Below are 21,080 nucleotides of genomic sequence, written 5' to 3'. Positions count from 1 at the left end.
TACCCTTTTTTTAAAACTGTATTGGACACTGGTTCCGCTATTCACGTAAGAACGGACGGGAAATAACGAGGAACTAGTGGAATTGCGGAACGGATGTCCGTTAGAATGTTAAAAAAGCGTAGTTTTCATAGAAATAACGGCTCAGATGTCCGAAACTTCAGGAGAGAGTACTTTATGTAACTTCGATACGCCCTCTTTAATTTTCGATTCTGTTAAATGACCAAAGCCGATAATTAGTTTTTGGTGATGTTGTCCTTTATTAATAGAATGAGTCTCAACCGGATAAATGCGAACACCAGCAGAATGGATGGCTTTAACGAAGGAAGGGGAAAAATTCACATTATTAAAATAGGCAATGACATGTAAGCCTGTCAGCGAACCAGAGACAGTGACTTTTCCAGAAAAATGTTTCTCTAGTTCATCTAGTAAGCAGTCTCGTCTTTTTTTATAAATTTTCTTCATTTTGTAAATATGTCGTTCTAAATAGCCTTCTTCAATAAAATGAGCTAAAACAAGTTGTTCTAAACATGGAGTATGAAGGTCGGTAAACCATTTAATTGTTTTGCATTGTTCAATGAACTGTGGAGGCAAAACGAGATAACCAAGCCTAAGTCCTGGTGACAAAATTTTACTAAATGAACCAACATAAATGACACGGTTTGGATCAAGGCCTTGGAGTGATGGAACGGGTGTCCCTTCATATCGAAATTCACTGTCATAGTCATCTTCAATAATATAACATGCTTTCATTTTGGCATAGGCTAGCAGTTCGATTCGACGTTGAATCGGTAATGTACTTCCTAGAGGAAATTGGTGTGATGGTGTAACAAAGATACATGCTGGCTTCTCGTTATGAGGAAGGAGATGTGTTTGCATCCCTTCTTTATCAACAGGAATAGGGTATAACGTAGCTCCTGTTGAAGAAAAAATCGTTTGAATATCTTTTGTAATCGGATCTTCAATGAGCATTTTGTCACCTTGAGTGAGTAATAGTTTGGCAAGCATAGACAATGCTTGGGTCGCACCAGAAGTCACAACGATTTGGTTTGGATGGCAGCAGACACCGCGTGTTTTTTTTAGGTAACGGGATAAAACTTGTCTAAAAACAGGGTGGCCTTCTGGGTTTCCGTAGTTAAAAATGTAATCCTCGCTAGTTAAACAAATGGTTTGCAGTAATTTACTCCATGTGTTTCGAGGGAAAAAAGATAAATCTGGTATTCCTGAGCGGAAATCAATAGTAGCACTTTTCTCTACTTTTTCTTCTGTAAAAAAGTTTTCGGTCTCTTCTTTTTTTTCAACAGGGAAGTAAGCCCCCTCTGCTACAAATGTGCCCGCTCCCTGTTTTGTAACTAAAAATCCTTCGGCAATCAACTGGTCATAAGCTTCTAATACTACATTTCTTGATATGTGTAACTGATTTGAAAGTAACCGAGTCGAAGGTAAACGTTCGCCTTCAAGCAACTCTCCTTTTAATATCTTTTCGCGGAGCTTTGAATACAGTTGTTTCATTAATGGAATGTTTGTGTTTTTCTCAATATGTATCCACATTCTCTTTCTCTTTCCTCTCTTTTTAAATTGGTACCTTGAAATTTTAAATTAAGTGGTTCTTTTTTCTACCAGTTTACCATGATAGCTTTATAGATGTTAGGAAAGGGAGGAGAAATATGGGAGTTATAAATGAGAAGTTATGTTTTGAAAGGAAGGACATATGAGCCGCTTATATCAAAGTTATTTGTACATTATCATCGCTATGGTAATTGTAGGTAGTTCTGTAGTTGTTGGGAAAGTGCTAGTGAGTCGAATTCCAGTATTTTTAGCATCAGAGTTTCGCTTTCTTATCGCTTCACTTATTCTTATTCCGATTTGGGTAATAAAGGAAGGGAGGCCTACGATAGACAAGCGGGAAGGAGTTTCTTTGTTTTTTCAAGCTTTTTGCGGTGTTTTTTTGTTTAGTATTTTTATGCTCTACGGTTTAAAGGAAACAACCGCTTTAGAAGCAGGGATGTTAACGAGCACACTTCCGGCAATTGTTGCTTGTATTGCTGTGCTTATATTAAAGGAAAAAATATCAAAAATAACGGCGCTTGGTATCCTGTTTGCTGTGGCAGGAACGATTCTTGTAAATATGAGTGGTCATGTATCAGAAGTAGGGAGCGGAAATAATCATGTTGTAGGAAATAGCCTTGTTTTAGGAGCTGTGATTAGTGAAGCGCTTTTTATAATTTTAGGAAAGGCTAGTTCAAAACGCGTTAGCCCATTAACGATAACAACTGTCATGAGTATATGGGGGGTCCTTTTCTTTCTACCGTTTTCACTTTATGAGTTGCGGAAATTTAACTTAGCCGATGTATCGTTGTTTGACTGGGGGTTACTTTTGTATTACGGAATTTTTGTGACGGTGCTTGCTTTTTTATTCATGTACAAAGGGATAAGTGAAGTTCCAGCAAGTCATGCTGGTGTCGCAACATCAGTTCTTCCGTTAGCAGCTGTTGTTTTGTCGGTTATTTTTTTACATGAACCATTTTCTATCCTTCATGGAGTTGGCCTTTTATGTGTATTGCTTGCCATCTTTATCATTTCCACAAAAGAAAAACAGAAAAAGGAGAAAGTCCGGGAAGTAGAATCATAATCTCCCCGGACCTTCTCGTCATTATTGAAAATGTTCGTCATGATATTTTTGTAAAGTATCAACGGGGTGTAACCAGTCTTGTTTAATCGATTCAACGAGCTTTAGTTGCTCGGCTTCATTATAATCGTAGGTGTTCTCTGGATCGGGAGAACCATTTTCGAGGAGCCAAGAATCATGTAAAGTAAAATGATGATTAATTTTCCATTGGTCTTTATATTTTTGTAAAATAGCTAATGACGAATTATTTTTATTCCAATTATTTGAAGAGTCAAATTCTTGTTCTTGTCGAAATTCATATGTAACATGAACAATGGCAGTAGCACCATTTGAATATAAAGGTTCAATAAAGGTAGTGTCTCGTTTTACATTTACTTGTTCTCTTTCCTCCATAAAGTCATGATCCACAGGTGTTAAACTAGGATGTCTAGTCGAATTCCACCCGTTCACATCACGATTGTTAAAAGCCTCATCTGCTTGTTCAAATAATTGTTTCATGTCTGCTTTTTCTGCCTCAGTTACCGCTTTTTCTGAATGAAAGTCATAATAGGTTTGTAGAGGGTCAAGGTTTTCGTTTTTTATTTTTTCGATTAATTCTAGTTGTTCTGTTTCTTTATAGTTATTAGTGGAAAGAGGGTCCTCAGTACCATCTTCAAGTAGCCATGCCTCTCGTAATGTCCAACTATCATACATTTTCCACTCATGATTATATTCTTTAAAAATAAGCATCGTTGTAAAATTTGAATTCCAATTGTCATTCATGTTATATTCCTTGTCCTGACGAAACTCATACTTGCATAAGACAATGGCAATGTCATCTTTCACAAGTAATATATCAACAAAAACGGTCCGTCTTTGTACTTTGGCTTGTTTGATCCTCTCGATAAATTGTTCATCATAAGACCGATAACCGTCAGGGTGATTAACGGAATTCCACCCTGCTAAGTCATAATTGTTGTAATAGTCATCCAGGTCATATTGGATTGCTTCGAGTGAACGTTCATCTTCAAGTAAAATGACGTGGTCGTTTATTTCATTGCTTCCTTTAGATGTAGCTTGTTTCATAGCGTTTTCAACTCGATCTGATGGAGATTGCGAGCACCCTATTATCAATAATGATGAGGTTATAGCTAAGAGTGTTTTGTTTCTCATGATAGGCTCCTTTCTAACAGAAATGCATTTATCTTTTCAAATGTAAGACCTTTTGCACGCATGTAAATAGAAAATAACCAATGCAAAATCCTAAGACGTTCAAAATTAAGTCGTCTATATCTAAGCTGCCACGTTTTGTAGCATATTGTAAAATCTCAACGATACTTATGGATAAAATCGAAATACAAAGCAATAGAATCAACCTAGGTGTATTTGAGATAAAACGATAATATAATCCAAATGGGATGAATAAGCCAATGTTAGCACTTAAGTTATAAAAGGCAATCAACGGTGAGACGTGGCCCGTGAAGTAAAATCGGATCGTTTCAAACGGAATGAGATTAATTGTTCCGTATTGTTGATTTTCAGGCCGAAAAAATAACAAGATAAAAAGTGATATCGTGTAAAGACTCATCACTACATGGAGCCATGTTGAAGAGAGCGTGACCGTTTGTTTTGTGATAAGAAATGCAATGAAACAAAAAGTAACGGTAAAAACAATCCAAACGACAACAATTACGACAGGATGTAAATAAGAAATGAGTTTCATCCAAATCGGTAAAAGTAAAAAGAATCCAAGTTGTGAAGCGAAGATAGAATATTGTTTTTTCATTAAAGTTCTCATCTACTTTCTTGTATAAATAGCAGTTTTTGCTACTATTCTATAATGAAAGGTTCAATTAGAATTGTAAAGTATTTTTGGTTGTCCCCTTCTAATATCGCTAAATAGTAATATGGGATATTATGAAGTAAATAGAATAATGACTAGGAGGCTACAATGAAAAAATATTTAGACGGAAGAAGAGTGTATTTACGCCCATTTGAGGAGGGAGATGCTATTCATATATACGAAGCATTACTTAATTCTGAATTTAGAAAATTAACAGGCACACAAACTTTTTTTACGATTGACGACATTAAAGCGGCCTATGAGAAATTTAAAGCAGACCGTACCCGTCTTGATTTTACGATTGTGTTAAAAGAAACGGGAGTCGTTATCGGAGACGTAGCATTAAATGAAATGGATTATTTAAATAATAATGGGAATGTTAGAATTGGAATTTACAACAAAGAAAACTATGGAAGAGGGTATGGTCCTGAAGCATTGCGGTTATTGTTAGAGTATGGATTTGAAGTATGTAACTTATACCGGGTTAGTTTAAATGTATTTGAATATAATAAACGCGCGATTAAAGCTTATGAAAAGCTAGGATTTGTGAAAGAGGGCGTGTTACGAGACGAACTCCTTTACGATGGAACCTATTACGATAATATTCTAATGAGTATTCTACGTACTGAGTTTAAAACAGAAAACTAATACAAGAAAAGGCCTAAAGAGTGAGGGATTCTTTAGGTCTTTTCTTTTACCAAGAAATAGTGATTACACGGTATACTTATAGATTTTTTTCCTAGATTCATTCACAAGAGAATAATAGTAAGTTGAATTTTTATATTTAAAATCATTCGCATAATATTCAGCAAGCATTTCAGCATAACGAGCCACATAGTACCATATTTGTTTTTCTTCAAAATATGGAATAACCTCTTCTTTTAGCATCGCCTCGAATAACAGAGGGTTATCTTTTTGAACTTGATGTTTCATCACTTGAAAATGATGGACAAACTCAATTTTTTTAAGTTTTTCAGCGAGGTGATGTCCGTCCTCAATCCATTTCAACGTTTTAGGATAATCTCCGCTCATAAAGCAAGTTCGTGCAAGCCTGTAATACGTTCGGACGTTTTGGATAGCATCTTCCTCATGATAATAATTCATGCTTGTTGTATAATATTGCATTGCTTTTTGATAATCACCTTGACTGTAAAATAAATAACCAAGATTATGATACGTTACGCCGATTTGGATATTATCATGAATGAGATTTGCGACACGGAGACCATCATAAAGGTGTTTTTCAGCTTGCGTATAGTTCTGGACTCGTGTTTCATTGACACCAAGGAGATTTTGGCAGTCAATGCTTCTTGCATAGTTGCATTCTTGTATAAAACTTGATAAAGCCAGTTGTGCATATTTAACAGAATAATAAGTGCGGTGCAAGTGCATGTTTACTAATGATAAATGATAATAGACTTCTGGGTCTTGTATTCGAAGGTCGTTATGGATTTTTTCTGCTTGTTGGTAATCTTGTAGTGCAGCTAAGTAGTCTGCTTTTTTAAACGAAAATAAACCAGAAAACAAATAATAATAGTACTGTAAATGTGGCTCTAATTTTCCTTTTACTTTTGTTAAGTTACAAAGCAGTGTACTAGCTTCATCTAAATCTTGCATTAAAAGTTTGTATCGAAAAGTAAAGAGCGTGTGTTTAACGAGAATCGTTGGATTTTGAAATTGTCCTACTTGTTTTTCTAACACCCGATATAGTCTAGTAGCTTCTTGTTTATCCCTGTCACAAAGGCGGTTATACCATAAATCTAGTTGTTCATTAAAACAACTTTCATTTTCAGTTGAATCGATATCAGACAATGATACACCGAGTCGCTTGCATAAATGTTCTAACATATGATGACTAGGAGCTTCATGTCCATTTTCAATTTTACTTAAGTGTGAAATCGAACAAATTCCTTGTGCAAGTTGTTCTTGTGTTAAGCCTTTTAATTTTCTAAAATAATAAATTTTTTGTCCAAACATAAGAACCTCCATCAAATAGATTTTCGAAATGTTTTTCAGACAAATCTACAGATCAAAAAGATAGTTTAATCATAAGGATCTCATTATAAACAGTCAACATTTTAGGGAATATTGTGAAAAATCGATAAATTTTACCTAGTATCTCTTAAAATTTGTTCTATATTTCCCAATAACAAAAAAGCTGTTCTACTGATAGAATAAAAGTAGAAACAAGGATGGTAGATTTTGAAAGATATAGAAAAAGTGTATGAGCGATTTGGAAATGGTCTTTACACAAATAAAGAGTTTGTCATTCGTTTTTTGAAAAGTTATTTCCAGTTTTCCAATGCGATTTTCATTGGAAAAGAAACTATACAAAATAAAAATGAGAGGAGGAAAAGGAGGTCAGTCAAAAAAAGTGGACTAGGTTGAATAGTCTATGAATAATGTCGGACATCAATGTATTTGCATAAATCAGAATATTAGAAAAATGGGAGGAATGAAAATGAAAAAATGGTTGGGGATGTCTGCAGTCGCGGTGCTCATGGTTTTCTCTTTGTTCACAGGGTCCGGATTTGCCAATGAATCAAAAGGTAAAAATAATGGTGATTATATTGAGGGGCAACTTGTCATTTCAATCGAAGATCAAGCTCAAATGTCCATTCAATCAACGAATAATATCATTAATAAAGACCAGGTGTTAGAAAATAAAGGATTTGAAATTGTTGACTCGTTATTAGGACAAAGTGACCCAAATGAAATCCAAGCTTTTAATCATGACTTTACTGCAACTGTTGTAAATGAAATGGGCATGGTCTATTTAGTTGAATACGATGTGAAAAAGTACAAGTCAATTGATAAAGCGAAAAAAGAACTTGAGAAAACAATGAAAGATCTTGGCTTAGAAGTTCGCTATGTTTCTGAAAACTTTGTAATGCATGCAATGGAAGAAGTAACAGCTGAAGAAGTTTCAATTGCTATGCATAATAACCAAAGATGGCATTATGAAATGATTAATGCTCCACAAGCATGGAATATAACAACAGGTTCAAGAAATGTCCGAATTGCCGTACTTGATACTGGTATTGATGCGAACCATCCAAATCTTCGTAATCTAGTAAATACAAGCTTAGGGCGTAGCTTTGTTGGTGGTGGAACAGGAGATGTTCAAGGCCACGGAACACATGTAGCTGGAACAATCGCAAGTTATGGTTCGGTTTCCGGTGTAATGCAAAACGCGACATTAATTCCGGTAAAAGTATTAGGAGATAATGGTAGTGGTTCAATGTATGGTATTCAACAAGGTATTTTATATGCAGCAAGTGTTAATTCAGATGTAATTAATATGTCTTTAGGTGGCGGCGGCTATAGTCAAGGTATGGATGATGCGATTCGTACAGCAGTATCATCAGGAACAATCGTTGTTGCTGCAACTGGGAATGATTCACGTGGAAGTATTTCTTATCCCGCTGCTTACAGTGGTGCAATCGCCGTAGGTTCAGTTACTTCAAACCGTACAAGATCAAGCTTTTCTAATTATGGTCAAGGCTTAGAGTTAATGGCACCAGGTTCTAACATTTATAGCACATATCCAAATGGCCAGTTCCGCACTTTATCTGGAACATCAATGGCAACGCCACATGTTGCAGGTGTAGCGGGATTAATGCGAGCAGCAAACCCTAATATTTCAGTAGCAGAAGCAAGATCGATTTTACAAAACACAGCACAATATGCTGGAAGTTTCAACCAGTATGGACACGGAATTGTCGATGCTAATGCTGCAGTTCGAGCAGCTAGTGGTCAATCTCAACAACCAAGTTATGAAACGAACACAACGGTTTCAACAAATGCATCAAGCTATACGAGAGGTCAATCTGTTACTGTGAGAGCTAATGTTGTGGACCAAGATGGGCAAGCACTATCGAATGCAACCGTTCAATTTACAATTACACGTCCAAATGGAACAACAGTAACAAATACAGCAACAACGAATAACTCTGGTGTAGCTACATGGACGATTGCGACATCTTCATCTACAGCAAGAGGCACATATGGTGTACAAGCGGCAACGTCTCTTTCAGGATATGAAGGAAGTACAGCAACAACAAGATTTAGTGTCAACTAATGGAACAATAGGTGAAAAAGCTGCCGATACTTGAACGGCAGCTTTTTCATGTTGAGTTTGAATTTTGCATACGGACATGGATTCTGGTAATTTGCTATATTAGATGATTTCGCATATGCTATCGGACACATGTTCCGTTATAGTAGTAAAAATAGACTGTTCTAGCAGAGAGCATAATGAAATAGCGGAACGTATGTCCGATGAAGATGAAGAAAGACGCGCATTTACTAAAATAGTGGAATCAATGTCCGATACAGGTAGCATGGCGTTCCTCACATGTCTACTTTCTCCTAAACGAAAACCTAAATCTCGTAAGCTTTAATCAAAAATGGTCAAACTACCGTTTCGAAACTTGTCGATCGTCATATATTGGTATTGTAAGCTAAAAATAATAAAAGAGGTGACGTTCATGACAAAGATTTTTATAGATCCAGGTCATGGTGGAGACGATGCCGGAGCGGAAGCGAATGGCCTTCAAGAAAAGGAAATTGTGCTAGACATTTCTCTTCACATTCGGGACATGCTCCTAAATGAATATGAAGATGTTGAAGTTGAAATGAGTCGTGATAGTGATGTGTTTGTTGAATTATCAGAAAGAGCACAAATGGCGAATGATTGGGGAGCCGATTATTTTATTTCAGTTCATAGCAATGCCGGTGGTGGCACAGGGTTTGAATCGTATATTCATACGAGCCAAGCAGAAAGAACGGTTGAATTACAAAATATCGTTCATGATGCGATTGTTGAAGAAATTGATGTGAATGACCGCGGAAAAATGACTGCGAACTTTGTAGTGTTGCGTGAAACAGCCATGCCTGCGATTTTAACTGAAAATCTATTTGTAGATAATGAAAACGATGCTGAATTATTATCAGATCCAGCTTTTCTAGAAACAATTGCACGAGGTCATGTAAATGGAATAGCAGAAGCTTTTCAACTAGAACAATCAAATGACACACCTCCACAAGAAACAATGTATAAAGTACAAGTAGGAGCATTTCAAGAAGAAGCTAATGCAAGAAGGCTGGCTACACAATTGGAAGATAATGGATATACACCGTATGTGTATAGAAATGGTGACCTTTGGAAGGTGCAAGTAGGGGCATTTAGAAATCGGGAGAACGCTGAGAGATTAAAAGAAGAATTAGAAGATAAAGGCTATGATGTTTTCATTGTCGTACAAAATTAAATGACAATGATACTTTCATAAAACTGGGGCTACCTAATCATTATTTCGGTAGCCTTGATGATTGTTCTTTCCTTTAAAAGCAGTTCCTCTTTCTCTGTGAGAGCGCTATCAGGACTGTTATACTAGTAGAGTTATAGGCATATACTTATCAAAATAAGAAAAAGGAGGGCGTCAATGGAAGTGAATACAGAGGTGAGACAGGCGTTATTTCAAAGTGTATCTCAATTGTCAGATGAGGAAATTAACAAAGTCGTTGAAGGAGGAAAGTGGACAATAGCACAAGTGTTAGAGCATTTGTATTTAATGGAGACGGTTGTGACAAAAACGATTGTAGCCGAACTTGAAAACGAACAAAGTCAACCTGCATCAACAAAACCAATTCACCGGGTTCCCGACCGTTCTTTTAAAGTAGAAGCACCGTCCTATGTTGTCCCTTCGAATCAGTTTATTGGGTTACAAGAGAGCTTAGAAAAGCTCGAAAAATCCCGTGAGGCGCTAGAAAATATCGTTGGTGATGTGGAAGAAGCTGTTCTTGAACAAAAGTCATACCGACATCCTGTTTTAGGATCTTTAAATTTAAAGCAGTGGGTTTCTTTTGTAGGTCTTCATGAAAAGCGTCATTTATATCAAATTGAAGAGATTAAAGAACAGCTATAACGAATAAAAAAGAGAGAGCCCTGTTTCCTATGGACTCTCTTTTTTAACAAGAAAAATTTTGGTCTAGCAGTGAAGTTTTGAAAACTTATTCATAGAACGAAAAGACGCTCCGCGTTTTTCTTAAGCTGTCATGTAACTTAAGGAAGTGTAGCGATGGATGGCAATTCCATGACTTTATATGTTCCGTCAATGGCTTTAACATGAAAAGCTAACGGTTGAGAGTCTTCAAGAGGAACATATGGAGAACCATCTGCTTGCAGAAGACTCACTATAAACTGGTATGTGTTATCTTTTTCAATAAAAATAGGTTCACTTACGTTCGATAAGTACGTTACTTCGCCACCTAAGTTTTCAATGAAAGCTTGTAAAATACCAGTTTTGTCATCGGACGCTATGTCGATAACTCCTTTTGTCTTTTCATGGATCCATTCATATTCACCACCATAGAAATGAGCAGCGAGTTCGTAATTCTCACTTTGAAAAGCATGGAAAAATAAATCTAATGCGACCATAGGACTGCCGCTCACTTCTTCTCCTGACAGTGAAAATGTACTCATTGCAATATGAGCTTCTTCCACCATCTTGCTATACTCTTTTTGTTTTTCTTCTGTTTCAAATGGGTTATCAAGAGGAAGAACAAAAAAGTAAACAAATCCATCTTTTTCTGTCAAATAATGAAGCTGACCTAACTTATCTTGTTCCCATTGTTGTTGTGGGACCGTAAAAATTGTAACAAGGTCGGCATTTTCACCTGTTTCAGATTGATAATACAATCTTGCTTCCTTTTGATTTTCGTCTACACCATATTTTTCAATCCAGTGACCAGGTAATGATAGAGTATAGGCATGATACTGATTTTCATAAGTGAGCGGCTCTGTATGAGTAAGATCCAACACTTCCTGAGGATTTTTTTGTCTTTCGTTTGCTTGTGTAGTATTTTGGAGTGTCTCGTTTGGAATGCTATTGGTTGTAACAGACGCTGTTTCGTTTACTCCGCATCCAAAAAGGAATAAACTAAGAGCAAGTGAGAATAATAGAACTTTTTTCATCTAGGAAAACTCCTTTAATCATTTTTCATTTCGCTTGAATAGACGCTTTTAAAAAAAGGAAGGTTACAAGGAGGAATAGAAAAGTGAGCAAACCAAAATTTGTTTTAATCGGTGATAACAAAGATGCTCTTTACCACCCATTACATCATGTGAAGGATAGTATTACTTCGATCCTTACGCATGTTGAGCTAGATATTTATGAGCGAAATGAATTTGATGATTCGTTTCAAGCATATCAAGGTCTTCTCATGTATGTAGATGCTTGGGAGAAAACGCTCCAACCAAAAAGTATGGCAGCGCTGTTAACTTATATCGCTAACGGTGGGGCAATGATTTGTTTACATAATGGTATTTCTTTTCAAGCTAATGATGAATATGCGCAATTAGTTGGGGCTGTGTTTACAGGACATCCCCCGTACCAAACAGTAAACTATAAAATGGTAAAAGAACATCCAATTACAAACGGGCTTCTTGATTTTCAGATGGAAGAAGAATTATATGAGTTTGAGTTTGACCCGTTTGTGCAGTTAGATATATTAGTTGAGTGTTCAAATGGAGAAAAAACAATGCCTGCGGTTTGGTGGCGGAAATACGGATTAGGTAAGATCATTTATATTGCCCCTGGCCATGACGATCAATCCTTTCAAAATCCTACATTACAACGATTAATTGTGAATAGTGTAAATTGGTGTTTAAGGAAAGAGGATGGACAATAACGATCGAATGAGAAAAGCAAAAGTGAGCCTTCACAGTGCATTAGCACAACGAGGGCTCACTAGCCGTCTACGGAAAGAGAAGGCTTTTTTTCTTCAATTCATCGTTATTCCCCTCTCCTTACCAAGGATACACATTTCCATTTGTTTCAAAATAAATCGGTTCATTTAGTTTTCCCTCATACTGTTCTGCTAATTTTATTATTCGTAAAGCTGCTGTGTTTGGACTGTCTGTAGCTTCAGAACCTCCCATATCTGTTTGAAGCCATCCTGGATGAATGGAGAGGACTTTTATTCCTTTTGGTTTTACAGCGTTTTGCAGTAATTTGCTTTGCATATTTAATGCTGCCTTTGACATGCAATAATCGAACTCGGCATCTCTCCAAGCATTTGTAATGCTTCCCGCTTCTGAAGAAATATTAATGAGAACTTTTTTCTTTCCTAGCTCAAGTAAAGGTAATACATGTTTAGTCACACGTAACGGACCAAGTGAATTAATGTTAAACGTTTCTAGGGCAATGTCAAAATTGACTTGGTCAAGCTTGTTCATGGATTCATCAAAATGAACTCCAGCATTGTTTATGACAACATCGATTGCTGAACAAGTTCCATTGATTTGTTGGATGGCGTTTTGGACAGATTGCTCGCTTGCTACATCCATTTTGATTTCAGTTATATTCTCGTATTGGTTGACTAACGATGATAAATCTTCACTTTGACTGCGGGCACAGGCAAATACGTTCCAGCCTTTTTCTCCATATACTTTCACGAATTCCAAACCTAATCCCCGGTTTGCTCCGGTGATTATAACTGCATTCTCCATTTATCTTCCCTCCATTTTCTTCATAATTTTCCTTTTTCTTATTATGTTTTATTCATTATACCTTTCCTTCTCATAAGTTGAAAGGTTTAGAGGCTCTCCGACTCGAGGAGGAGATCAGATTCGTACCGAAACACGATTAAAGTTTTCTTGGAACATTATATAATTTGATTGCACTAGAAGAAATTGTCATCAATTTATAAATTGTGGAGGGAACGAAATGTCAGTATTAAAGTTTTTATTAAAAAGAAAATTAATTGTCGGGTTGCTTGTTGTGTTTGTCTTGATTATTGGATTGTACGCTTCAACAAAGCTAGATAAGGAGTTATTTCCTCCTATAACGATGGACGGGGCTTCAGTTTACGTAAGTGCTGGTGATTTAGCAGCTCTTGATGTAGAAGAAAGGATAACGAAACCAATTGAACAAACATTGCAAGGGATAGATGGAGTTGATTATGTAGAATCGACATCATCGATTGGTAATAGTTCACTTATGATTGGGATAGAAGAAGGAAGAGGAGATGAAGTTTATAAAGAAATTGATTCTTCATTACAAAGTCTTCGTTCTCAATTACTTGATGTAGAAGATTTGTCGACGTTTCAGTTTTCAACTAATTCAACATATGAGTTTTATATGGATATCTCAGCTGGTGATAAGGAAACAATGACCAATTTTGCATTAGATGTAGTAGAACCTAGGCTTGAAGCATTACGAGAAGTACGTGATGTTAATTTGGTTGGCTTAGATACAAAAGAAGTTATTATTGAACTGAAAGAAGATAAGTTAGAAGAATATGGGCTTGATATCCACCAAGTTGTTGGTTTTATCCAACAATCCAATCAAAATGTCGCGGTAGGAGAACTATCAGGAGAAACAAATGAACCAACACTTCGTTGGGATACATCCTATCAATCAGTAGATGATCTTAAATCCATTAGTATTCCAACGATGGAGGGTATGAAAAAAATAAGTGATATTGCCACAGTCAAAGAACAATCAAGTGAACAGACCCATGGACTTTGGAAAAATGGAAGCTCAAACTTTATTTTTGTTCAAATAGGACGTGTAGCCGATGTTACACAAATTGAATTAGCAGAGGCCATTCGAGCAGAAGTAGAGAAAATTGAAAAGGAAGGGCTTGTTCAAGGATTTGAGTTTAATGAAATTGTAGCCCAAGCCGATTATGTAAGTGATGCAATTGACGGTGTGACACAAAACGTATTGATAGGAGGAGTAATTGCATTACTAGTTCTGCTTCTCTTCTTACGTAACATTCGTGCAACGATTATTATCGGATTATCGATTCCGTTATCAATTTTATTAACCTTTTCAGCAATGTGGTATTTTGACTATAGCTTTAATATGTTAAGCTTAGTTGCTTTAGGACTCGGAATTGGAATGATGGTTGATGCCTCAATCGTTATATTAGAATCTATATTTAAAAAGAAAGAACAAGGGTTGCAAAGCTTGGATGCGGTTCTTCAAGGAACAAAAGAAGTGGCAACCGCAGTGTTTGCTTCAATGTTAACAACAATTGTAGTTTTCTTACCTATTGGAATACTAGGTGGTGACGCAGGAAAATTTGTCATTATTTTATCTGTAGTCGTATGTATTACATTAGTAAGCTCAGTTATCGTTTCGTTTACATTAATTCCATCATTAGCTGAAAATTTCTTAAAGGTTAGTGATAAGGCAAACAAACGTCAAGAAGGTTCCGTGACAAAAAAATACGGTCAGCTCATAAGCTGGATGGGAAAAAAGAAACGATACCGTTATAGTGTTATATTTGCATTTTTCCTTGTTTTTGCAAGTTCGTTATTGGTCGTCACAAAAGTTCCAATGACGATTATGCCAGATGTATTTAATCGTTATTCAGAATTAATGATACAACTTGAATCTGGACTTACTCCGAAGGAACGAGAAGAGATTGCCATTGAAGTTAGTAAAAAGATGGATTCAATTACAGATGTGACAAATACGATTGTAATGGACGAAGTAAGTGTAATGTACGCCATTATTAATATGAGCCCGGAAGAAGAGGCGACACTGTCTCAAAAAGAAGTGAATGAACAAATTTTATCCTCTGTTCGTTCATTAGAAGATGACTTTCCGGTTGTGAGTGTACAATCTGCGACAAGTGTTGGTGGAGGTGGTTACCCTGTTGCCATTGAAATCCAAGGGGAAAGCTTTGATGTTTTATCCACAATAACCTCTGACTTACAACAAGAACTAAGCGAGATTGACGGAATTGTGGGGATTACGAGTACAACAGAAAAATTGTCAGAAGAGCAGCAAATTAAGTTGAAAGAGAAAAAGCTAGAAGATGAAAATATCTCGCCGCTCGAAATTCAGTCGAAGTTAGATTCACTTTTTGCCTCCCAACAAATTGGTGAGTTACATGACGGTAACCGTACAAAAACAGTTTTTATAAAAAGTGATGAAGGGATTGAAAAGAAAGCAGATGTGTTAAACGTTGAACTTCTTTCACCAGTTACTGGGGAAAAAGAAAAATTATCAACTTTTCTTTCATTAGAACCTATTTTGGCCCCAACGCAAATCGACCGAAAAGATGGCACTCGGTATGTGAGAGTGTTAGCAGATATCGAAGGGGTTGACTTAGGCACAGTAAACCGAGAAATATCAAAACTTGTGGCTGATTTTAAAACACCAGCAGGCTATAGTGTTTCGATTAGTGGGGATTTAGAAACACAGCAAGAGGCGATGATGGATTTGTTACTCGTCTTAGTCATTTCATTGTTTTTAGTGTACGTTGTCATGGCGGTTCAATTTAATAGCTTCAAACATCCGATTATTGTTATGTCGATTATTCCTTTAACAATTACAGGTGTCATTTTCGGACTACTTCTCACCCAGCGTGAATTGAGTATTATGTCTGGTATTGGTGTCATTATGTTGATTGGAATTGTGTTGAATAATGCCATTCTACTCATAGACCGCACAAATCAACTTCGAGAGGAAAAGATGGACATTTCAGAGGCGGTGTCAGAAGCAGGAAAAAACCGCTTAAGACCGATTTTTATGACAACATTAACAACCGTTGGTGGAATGATTCCTTTAGCCATTGCCACTGGAACCGCAAGTAATTATCAAGCTCCGATGGCCACCGTTGTTATCTCTGGATTGTTGTTTGCTACGATGATTACATTAGTGCTTATTCCAGCAGTCTATTTATTATTTGAAGATATGACAAGAGGACTTCGGGCGTTTGCTTCACTTTTCTCTCGTAAGAAAACAAAAGTAAAACGAGAAGAAAGAGCATTAGCGATTCAAGCACAAAAGGTTCCAATTAAATAACGAGAAAAAAGCAAAGTCAACTGACTTTGCTTTTTTCTCATATAGAAAGTGTGAAAATTTTGGTCTAGAAGCGAAGCTTTTACAGCAAATTCTAGAAGAGCGAATGCTCCGCACTTTTCTTATTGTGTAGGAAACTATAAAATAGTCGACTAGTGTATAACAATGATCTAATAAATGAGTACTATGAGACAGCAAGAAAAGACCCTAGTGAATCATTCAACACTTGGGCGGGTTTATCGCGTTAGCAATTTTGTTGTTTATGGTAAGTAAGCGGCCATGAAAACCGTTATCTGTGAACATGGCTAGCGTTTTGGAACTTTGGAGGACACAGGAGCCGTTATTCATAATATATCGCTAGAAATAGAGTGGCTTTTGCGTGAATAAGCGCTCCTGTGGCCGCTAAAAAACGGACTCCGTATCATGTTCACAAATAACGGCTGCTCTGACCGCAAAAATGGGACATGGGATGTGTTTGTTGTTTCATCATACACTTCGCTTGAAAGAAAAGGCGCTCCGCGTTTTTCTTATTTAAGAAATGAACGCAGCATCCAGTTATGTTTTTCTAATGATTGATGAATCGCTAAAAGCATATCTGCTGTTGTTTCATCTCCTAATGAGTCAGCTGCTTCCATACCTTCTTTTAATTCTTCGATTAATGTATCAAAATCGTTTACGATGTTCTTCACCATATCATCAGCCGTTTCATTTTGCTGTGCTTCTTGCACGGAAGATATTTCAAGAAATTCTTTCATTGTTGCAACCGGTGAACCTTTAAGCGCAAGAAGACGTTCCGCTAATTCATCGATATGAGCAGCGGCTTCAGTATAAAGCTCCTCAAATTTATCATGAAGGGTAAAAAACTGAGGACCTTTTACAAACCAATGATAATTATGGAGTTTAATAAAAAGAACACTCCAGTTTGCGATTTGTTTGTTCAATATTGTAGAGACTTTTTCTTGTGACATTGATTTCATCCTTTCTATCAAGTTGCTCACAGTTATTTATTCCCTACAAACAAAAAACTAAACAGAAAGAAAAAGGAAGGAACGACTACTAGTCAAATGTGTAAAAATATTATATGATTTTTATTTCAGCTGTTCCTCCGTGAATGTCTGTAAATAATTTTGCAACAGACCCTAACAGATCTTCAGCTGAATCGAACATTGGTGTTAAATATACGACTTGTATTGCATTTTCAGTTTGTTCAGTAACAATGGAACGATTGGAATCGACAATAGGGCTTCCAAAAGGCCCTTTTGAATCAGAAATGACAATTTTATTGTGACAATTATTCTCTCGACCGTTAATTCCAATATAACTTTCATTTTCTGTGCCAAGTCGAATTTGAAAAGGTTGTTCGAGTTGCTGAGTATCATAAATGCCAAAAGGTAATCGATATTGAACAGAAAGTAAATTATTCACATCAACGGCAGAGTTAATGGGATTGAAAAATTGTCCTTTTTTTATTCGTCGTAATAAAGCTTCAGATGAAACACGATATTTCGAACGGTCGATCCCTAATGTCTTTAAGATGTTGCGCCATTCACTTATAGTCTTTATTATAGAGATGTCTTCGTTTGTAAGGGAGATTTCAAGCTCTTCTTGATAAAAACGAAGTCGACCTTTTAACATTTGTGGAGATTCACTTACCGTTATTCCTTTATATTGGATGAGTCCAACTTGAAAAGAAGGCAGGATGTTTTTTAATATAGGACAGATAGATATATCGTTCATATTTCACCTCGAGGTTGACAAGATTAGCCTCATTTTACCAAATAACTGAAAAAAAAAGAAGGAAAGGAGGGAAATGATGTCATTTGCCCAGTTAAAAGAAGAAGTGATTGCATATAGTGAAAGTATCGGTATTGACAAAATTGGTTTTGCGAGTGCGGACCCGTTTTTGACATTAAAAGAGCGATTGATCACACAACAACAATTAGGATATCAATCCGGGTTTGAGGAGCCTGACATTGATAAAAGGGTTAATCCAGATAAAGTTTTGCCTGAAGCCAAATCTATTATTGCCATAGCGCTTGCTTATCCTTCAAAGATGCGCAATGCCCCTAAAAGCACGCCAGGTGAAAGACGCGGAATCTTTTGTAGAGCATCGTGGGGGAAAGATTATCATAGTATCTTAAAGGAAAAATTACAGCTACTTGAGACGTTTATTATACAAAAGATGCCAGAAGCACAATGTAAATCTATGGTTGATACCGGTGAATTATCGGATAGGGCTGTAGCAGAGCGAGCTGGAATCGGATGGAGTGGTAAAAACTGCGCAATCCTTACAAAAGAGTTTGGAAGCTATGTGTATTTAGGGGAAATGATATCCAACATTCCTTTTCCTCCTGATACACCAGTTACAGAGCAATGTGGAACGTGTAATCGCTGTGTAGAGGCATGTCCAACCGGGGCTTTAGTCCAAGGAGGACAATTAAATTCAAGTGCGTGTATTGCATTTTTAACACAAACAAAAGGCTTTTTGCCTGTGCCTTATCGGGAAAAGTTGGGAAACCGGTTATATGGCTGTGATACTTGTCAGCAAGTATGCCCAGAAAATAAGGGAAAGGATTTTCATCATCATCCGGAAATGGAGCCTGATCCTGAGATTGCAAAGCCGAAATTGATTCCATTACTAACAATGAGTAATCGAGAATTTAAAGAACGCTTTGGTCATATATCTGGTTCATGGCGAGGAAAAAAACCAATTCAACGAAATGCAATTATTGCACTAGCTCACTATAAAGACAAAACGGCATTACCTGTTTTATTAAATATATTAGAGGAAGATCCTCGCCCTGTCATTCGTGGAACTGCAGCTTGGGCCATCGGAAAGATTGGTGGAGAAAAAGAAAGAGCAAGTTTAGAAACGGCTAAAGAGAGAGAAAAAGATAGAGATGTGCTAAATGAAATCGAAATGGGACTAAATTTCCTAGAAGAATAGGTCATTTGTTCATGGAAAAGACGATAGAAATTGGGTAAGATGGAAACAAGACTTGAGTTGGAAGGAAGGGATAATATGACGACTCGGTCATGTGTATACTTTGATGAGATGGAAAGCATTCTTGGTCCGATGACGATTTTAGTAACAGAAAAAGGGGTTTGCAACATTCATTTTGGTACGATGGAGTCAAGTGGACCAACAATGAAAGTTTGGCTAAAAAAACACGGATTAAAAGGAGAGCTAATTCGCGACGAAAAACGGGTATTTCCTACTATCGAACAATTACAGCAGTATTTAAGTGGAGAAAGAATTACGTTTGATGTACCGCTAGATTTATATGGTACACCGTTTCAAAAATGTGTATGGAAAGCTTTGCAACAAATCGGTTATGGGCAAACACGTTCATATAAACAAATTGCACAAGACATCGGGGCTCCAAAAGCAGTAAGAGCCGTAGGTGGAGCAAATAATCAAAATCCTGTCCCAATTATTATTCCTTGTCATCGAGTAATTGGTAGCAATGGAGCAATGGTGGGATATGGTGGAGGCTTAAAGAAAAAAGAAACACTTCTTCAACTCGAAGGAGTAATCGAAAAAATATCATAGTGGATATAAAAAGATAATCCATAACTCGGTGTAAACCGAGTTTTTTTGTGTTAGATTAAACTCTAAAAAGTTCTATTGAGGATTATATCTTCATATTGTTAAGAAGTGAAGATATAAGGACGGAGATAAAGGGGTGTCTCACTTGAACGCGTTTAGCGAGCAAATAAGAGAGCTAGCGGAAAAGCGAAATCAATGTTTTATAGATGGGAAAGAGCTGGAGACCGTTTTTTTAGATGCGAAGGAACAGGAATGTATGACAAGAAAGCAAGATAGTTTACAAAAGCGAAAAGGGGTAATTGTTAAGTCTACAGTAGATGGTATGTTCTTAGGTCAAAGAAAATTTGAGACAGAACATGTAGTAGATTATGTTTTGCATTTTCAACACCTCATCAAACAAAAAGACGCTTTTTTCTTAGAGGAAAACCGGCAAGAACGGAGAGCGACATTTATTGATGGGAAATTAGAAAGAGATATAGAACGGATTCCGCCACCACTTGAAAAGGTAGAAACCGCAGTAGACCGAGTTTGGACCAATGACAGGGAAGCACAGCGGTTTACGTATGATCGGCAAGCAGCAGTTAAATATGCAGAACGTTGGTGGAACGATTATAACCCACAATATAAAAAGTTTAATGATAACTGTACGAACTTCATCTCGCAATGTTTGCGGGCCGGGGGTGTTCCGATGACTGGTTACCCGAATCGCTCCAAGGGCTGGTGGTACCGTAGTGATAATTGGAGCTTTAGTTGGAGTGTTGCCCACTCGTTTCGCTGGCAATTAAGTGGGGCAACAACCGGGTTACGTGGCCAGGAAATGTCAGCACCCGAACAGTTAATTCCTGGAGATGTCATTTGTTATGACTTTGACGGAGATGGAAGATGGCAGCATACGACAATCGTCGTTGCCAAAGATAAGGACGGCATGCCGTTAGTCAATGCACAAACGACGAATAGTCGAATGCGCTATTGGGCGTATGAAGATTCAACGGCATGGACCCCTAACATTAAATATCGGTTTTTTAAAATTATCGATTAATGAATAAACGAAAAAACTTGCAAGATGTCCCAAAGGCAAAATCGTCAACAGGACATCTTTTTCTTGTTTTCCTAACCATTTATTTATGGAATATGTACTTCTCGAATGAGGCAATTTTGTCTGTTGAAAATGTCGTAGCAAAAAGCAACGATAATGAAATTTTGTATGAGTTAACAAATGAAAATAGAGAAATAAAGAAATGTGCGAAAACTACATTCCAC

At 36.9% G+C, this 21,080-nt stretch carries 18 protein-coding genes; 10 read left to right on the top strand and 8 right to left on the bottom strand.

Annotated features, from left to right (window positions below; genetic code table 11):
- Nucleotides 1–141 precede the first annotated feature (141 nt).
- Nucleotides 142–1,548: a MocR-like pyridoxine biosynthesis transcription factor PdxR gene (gene pdxR / locus T323_RS0121495; protein WP_026675121.1), complete on the bottom strand. Its 1,407-nt coding sequence runs from the start codon at nt 1,546–1,548 to the stop codon at nt 142–144.
- A 160-nt stretch (nt 1,549–1,708) separates the two neighbouring features.
- Here pdxR and T323_RS0121490 point away from each other — a divergent pair, with 160 nt between their 5' ends.
- Complete coding sequence (locus T323_RS0121490) at nt 1,709–2,629, top strand: DMT family transporter (RefSeq protein WP_026675120.1); 921 nt, start codon at nt 1,709–1,711, stop codon at nt 2,627–2,629.
- Nucleotides 2,630–2,650: 21 nt separating this feature from the next.
- Here the strand turns inward: T323_RS0121490 and T323_RS0121485 are convergent, their stop codons facing one another.
- Nucleotides 2,651–3,778 (bottom strand): nuclear transport factor 2 family protein, encoded by a 1,128-nt coding sequence (locus tag T323_RS0121485; RefSeq protein ID WP_026675119.1) that lies wholly within the window; start codon nt 3,776–3,778, stop codon nt 2,651–2,653.
- A gap of 28 nt (nt 3,779–3,806) precedes the next feature.
- Nucleotides 3,807–4,391: a VanZ family protein gene (locus tag T323_RS0121480; protein ID WP_026675118.1), complete on the bottom strand. Its 585-nt coding sequence runs from the start codon at nt 4,389–4,391 to the stop codon at nt 3,807–3,809.
- A 165-nt stretch (nt 4,392–4,556) separates the two neighbouring features.
- Here T323_RS0121480 and T323_RS0121475 point away from each other — a divergent pair, with 165 nt between their 5' ends.
- On the top strand, nt 4,557–5,096 hold the full coding sequence (locus tag T323_RS0121475; RefSeq protein ID WP_026675117.1) for a GNAT family N-acetyltransferase: 540 nt from the start codon (nt 4,557–4,559) through the stop codon (nt 5,094–5,096).
- Nucleotides 5,097–5,159: 63 nt separating this feature from the next.
- Here the strand turns inward: T323_RS0121475 and T323_RS0121470 are convergent, their stop codons facing one another.
- A complete protein-coding gene (locus T323_RS0121470; RefSeq protein WP_026675116.1) occupies nt 5,160–6,425 on the bottom strand; it encodes a helix-turn-helix transcriptional regulator in 1,266 nt (421 codons plus the stop codon).
- 484 nt (nt 6,426–6,909) lie between these two features.
- Between T323_RS0121470 and T323_RS0121460 the strand changes: the two genes are divergently transcribed.
- The 3 genes from T323_RS0121460 to T323_RS0121450 all read left to right on the top strand — a co-directional run bounded on the left by T323_RS0121460 (nt 6,910) and on the right by T323_RS0121450 (nt 10,375).
- Entirely contained in the window at nt 6,910–8,529 is a 1,620-nt protein-coding gene (locus tag T323_RS0121460; protein ID WP_026675114.1) for a S8 family serine peptidase, read from the top strand.
- A gap of 409 nt (nt 8,530–8,938) precedes the next feature.
- A complete protein-coding gene (locus T323_RS0121455) occupies nt 8,939–9,718 on the top strand; it encodes an N-acetylmuramoyl-L-alanine amidase (protein ID WP_026675113.1) in 780 nt (259 codons plus the stop codon).
- A 174-nt stretch (nt 9,719–9,892) separates the two neighbouring features.
- Complete coding sequence (locus T323_RS0121450; protein WP_026675112.1) at nt 9,893–10,375, top strand: DinB family protein; 483 nt, start codon at nt 9,893–9,895, stop codon at nt 10,373–10,375.
- Nucleotides 10,376–10,512: 137 nt separating this feature from the next.
- On the opposite strand, the gene T323_RS0121445 is transcribed toward T323_RS0121450, so the two are convergent.
- Nucleotides 10,513–11,424, bottom strand: a complete 912-nt coding sequence (locus T323_RS0121445) for a hypothetical protein (protein WP_026675111.1) — start codon at nt 11,422–11,424, stop codon at nt 10,513–10,515.
- Between the two features lie 83 nt (nt 11,425–11,507).
- Between T323_RS0121445 and T323_RS0121440 the strand changes: the two genes are divergently transcribed.
- On the top strand, nt 11,508–12,140 hold the full coding sequence (locus tag T323_RS0121440) for a ThuA domain-containing protein (protein ID WP_026675110.1): 633 nt from the start codon (nt 11,508–11,510) through the stop codon (nt 12,138–12,140).
- Between the two features lie 118 nt (nt 12,141–12,258).
- Here the strand turns inward: T323_RS0121440 and T323_RS0121435 are convergent, their stop codons facing one another.
- Nucleotides 12,259–12,960: an SDR family oxidoreductase gene (locus T323_RS0121435; RefSeq protein ID WP_026675109.1), complete on the bottom strand. Its 702-nt coding sequence runs from the start codon at nt 12,958–12,960 to the stop codon at nt 12,259–12,261.
- Between the two features lie 217 nt (nt 12,961–13,177).
- On the opposite strand from T323_RS0121435, the gene T323_RS0121430 reads away from it, so the two are divergent.
- On the top strand, nt 13,178–16,273 hold the full coding sequence (locus tag T323_RS0121430) for an efflux RND transporter permease subunit (protein WP_026675108.1): 3,096 nt from the start codon (nt 13,178–13,180) through the stop codon (nt 16,271–16,273).
- Nucleotides 16,274–16,797: 524 nt separating this feature from the next.
- Here T323_RS0121430 and T323_RS0121425 read toward each other — a convergent pair.
- Together T323_RS0121425 and T323_RS0121420 are read right to left on the bottom strand one after the other, a co-directional pair.
- Nucleotides 16,798–17,238 carry a Dps family protein gene (locus T323_RS0121425; RefSeq protein ID WP_026675107.1) on the bottom strand — a complete coding sequence of 147 codons (441 nt, stop codon included), beginning with the start codon at nt 17,236–17,238 and terminating at the stop codon, nt 16,798–16,800.
- A 109-nt stretch (nt 17,239–17,347) separates the two neighbouring features.
- The gene (locus T323_RS0121420) at nt 17,348–18,007 is read right to left on the bottom strand and encodes a B3/B4 domain-containing protein (protein WP_026675106.1); all 660 of its coding nucleotides are present in this window, start codon (nt 18,005–18,007) and stop codon (nt 17,348–17,350) included.
- A gap of 76 nt (nt 18,008–18,083) precedes the next feature.
- Between T323_RS0121420 and queG the strand changes: the two genes are divergently transcribed.
- The 3 genes from queG to T323_RS0121405 all read left to right on the top strand — a co-directional run bounded on the left by queG (nt 18,084) and on the right by T323_RS0121405 (nt 20,859).
- Nucleotides 18,084–19,217 carry a tRNA epoxyqueuosine(34) reductase QueG gene (gene queG, locus T323_RS0121415; RefSeq protein WP_026675105.1) on the top strand — a complete coding sequence of 378 codons (1,134 nt, stop codon included), beginning with the start codon at nt 18,084–18,086 and terminating at the stop codon, nt 19,215–19,217.
- A gap of 75 nt (nt 19,218–19,292) precedes the next feature.
- On the top strand, nt 19,293–19,823 hold the full coding sequence (locus T323_RS0121410; RefSeq protein ID WP_026675104.1) for a methylated-DNA--[protein]-cysteine S-methyltransferase: 531 nt from the start codon (nt 19,293–19,295) through the stop codon (nt 19,821–19,823).
- 133 nt (nt 19,824–19,956) lie between these two features.
- Nucleotides 19,957–20,859 carry an amidase domain-containing protein gene (locus T323_RS0121405; protein WP_308417665.1) on the top strand — a complete coding sequence of 301 codons (903 nt, stop codon included), beginning with the start codon at nt 19,957–19,959 and terminating at the stop codon, nt 20,857–20,859.
- Nucleotides 20,860–21,080 lie beyond the last annotated feature (221 nt).

The sequence above is a fragment of the Alkalihalobacillus bogoriensis ATCC BAA-922 genome (assembly GCF_000621445.1).
GTDB lineage: Bacteria > Bacillota > Bacilli > Bacillales > Bacillaceae_F > Bacillus_AO > Bacillus_AO bogoriense.
Note: the sequence above shows the minus strand (reverse complement) of the source record. Positions and strands in the feature narration are given on the sequence as shown.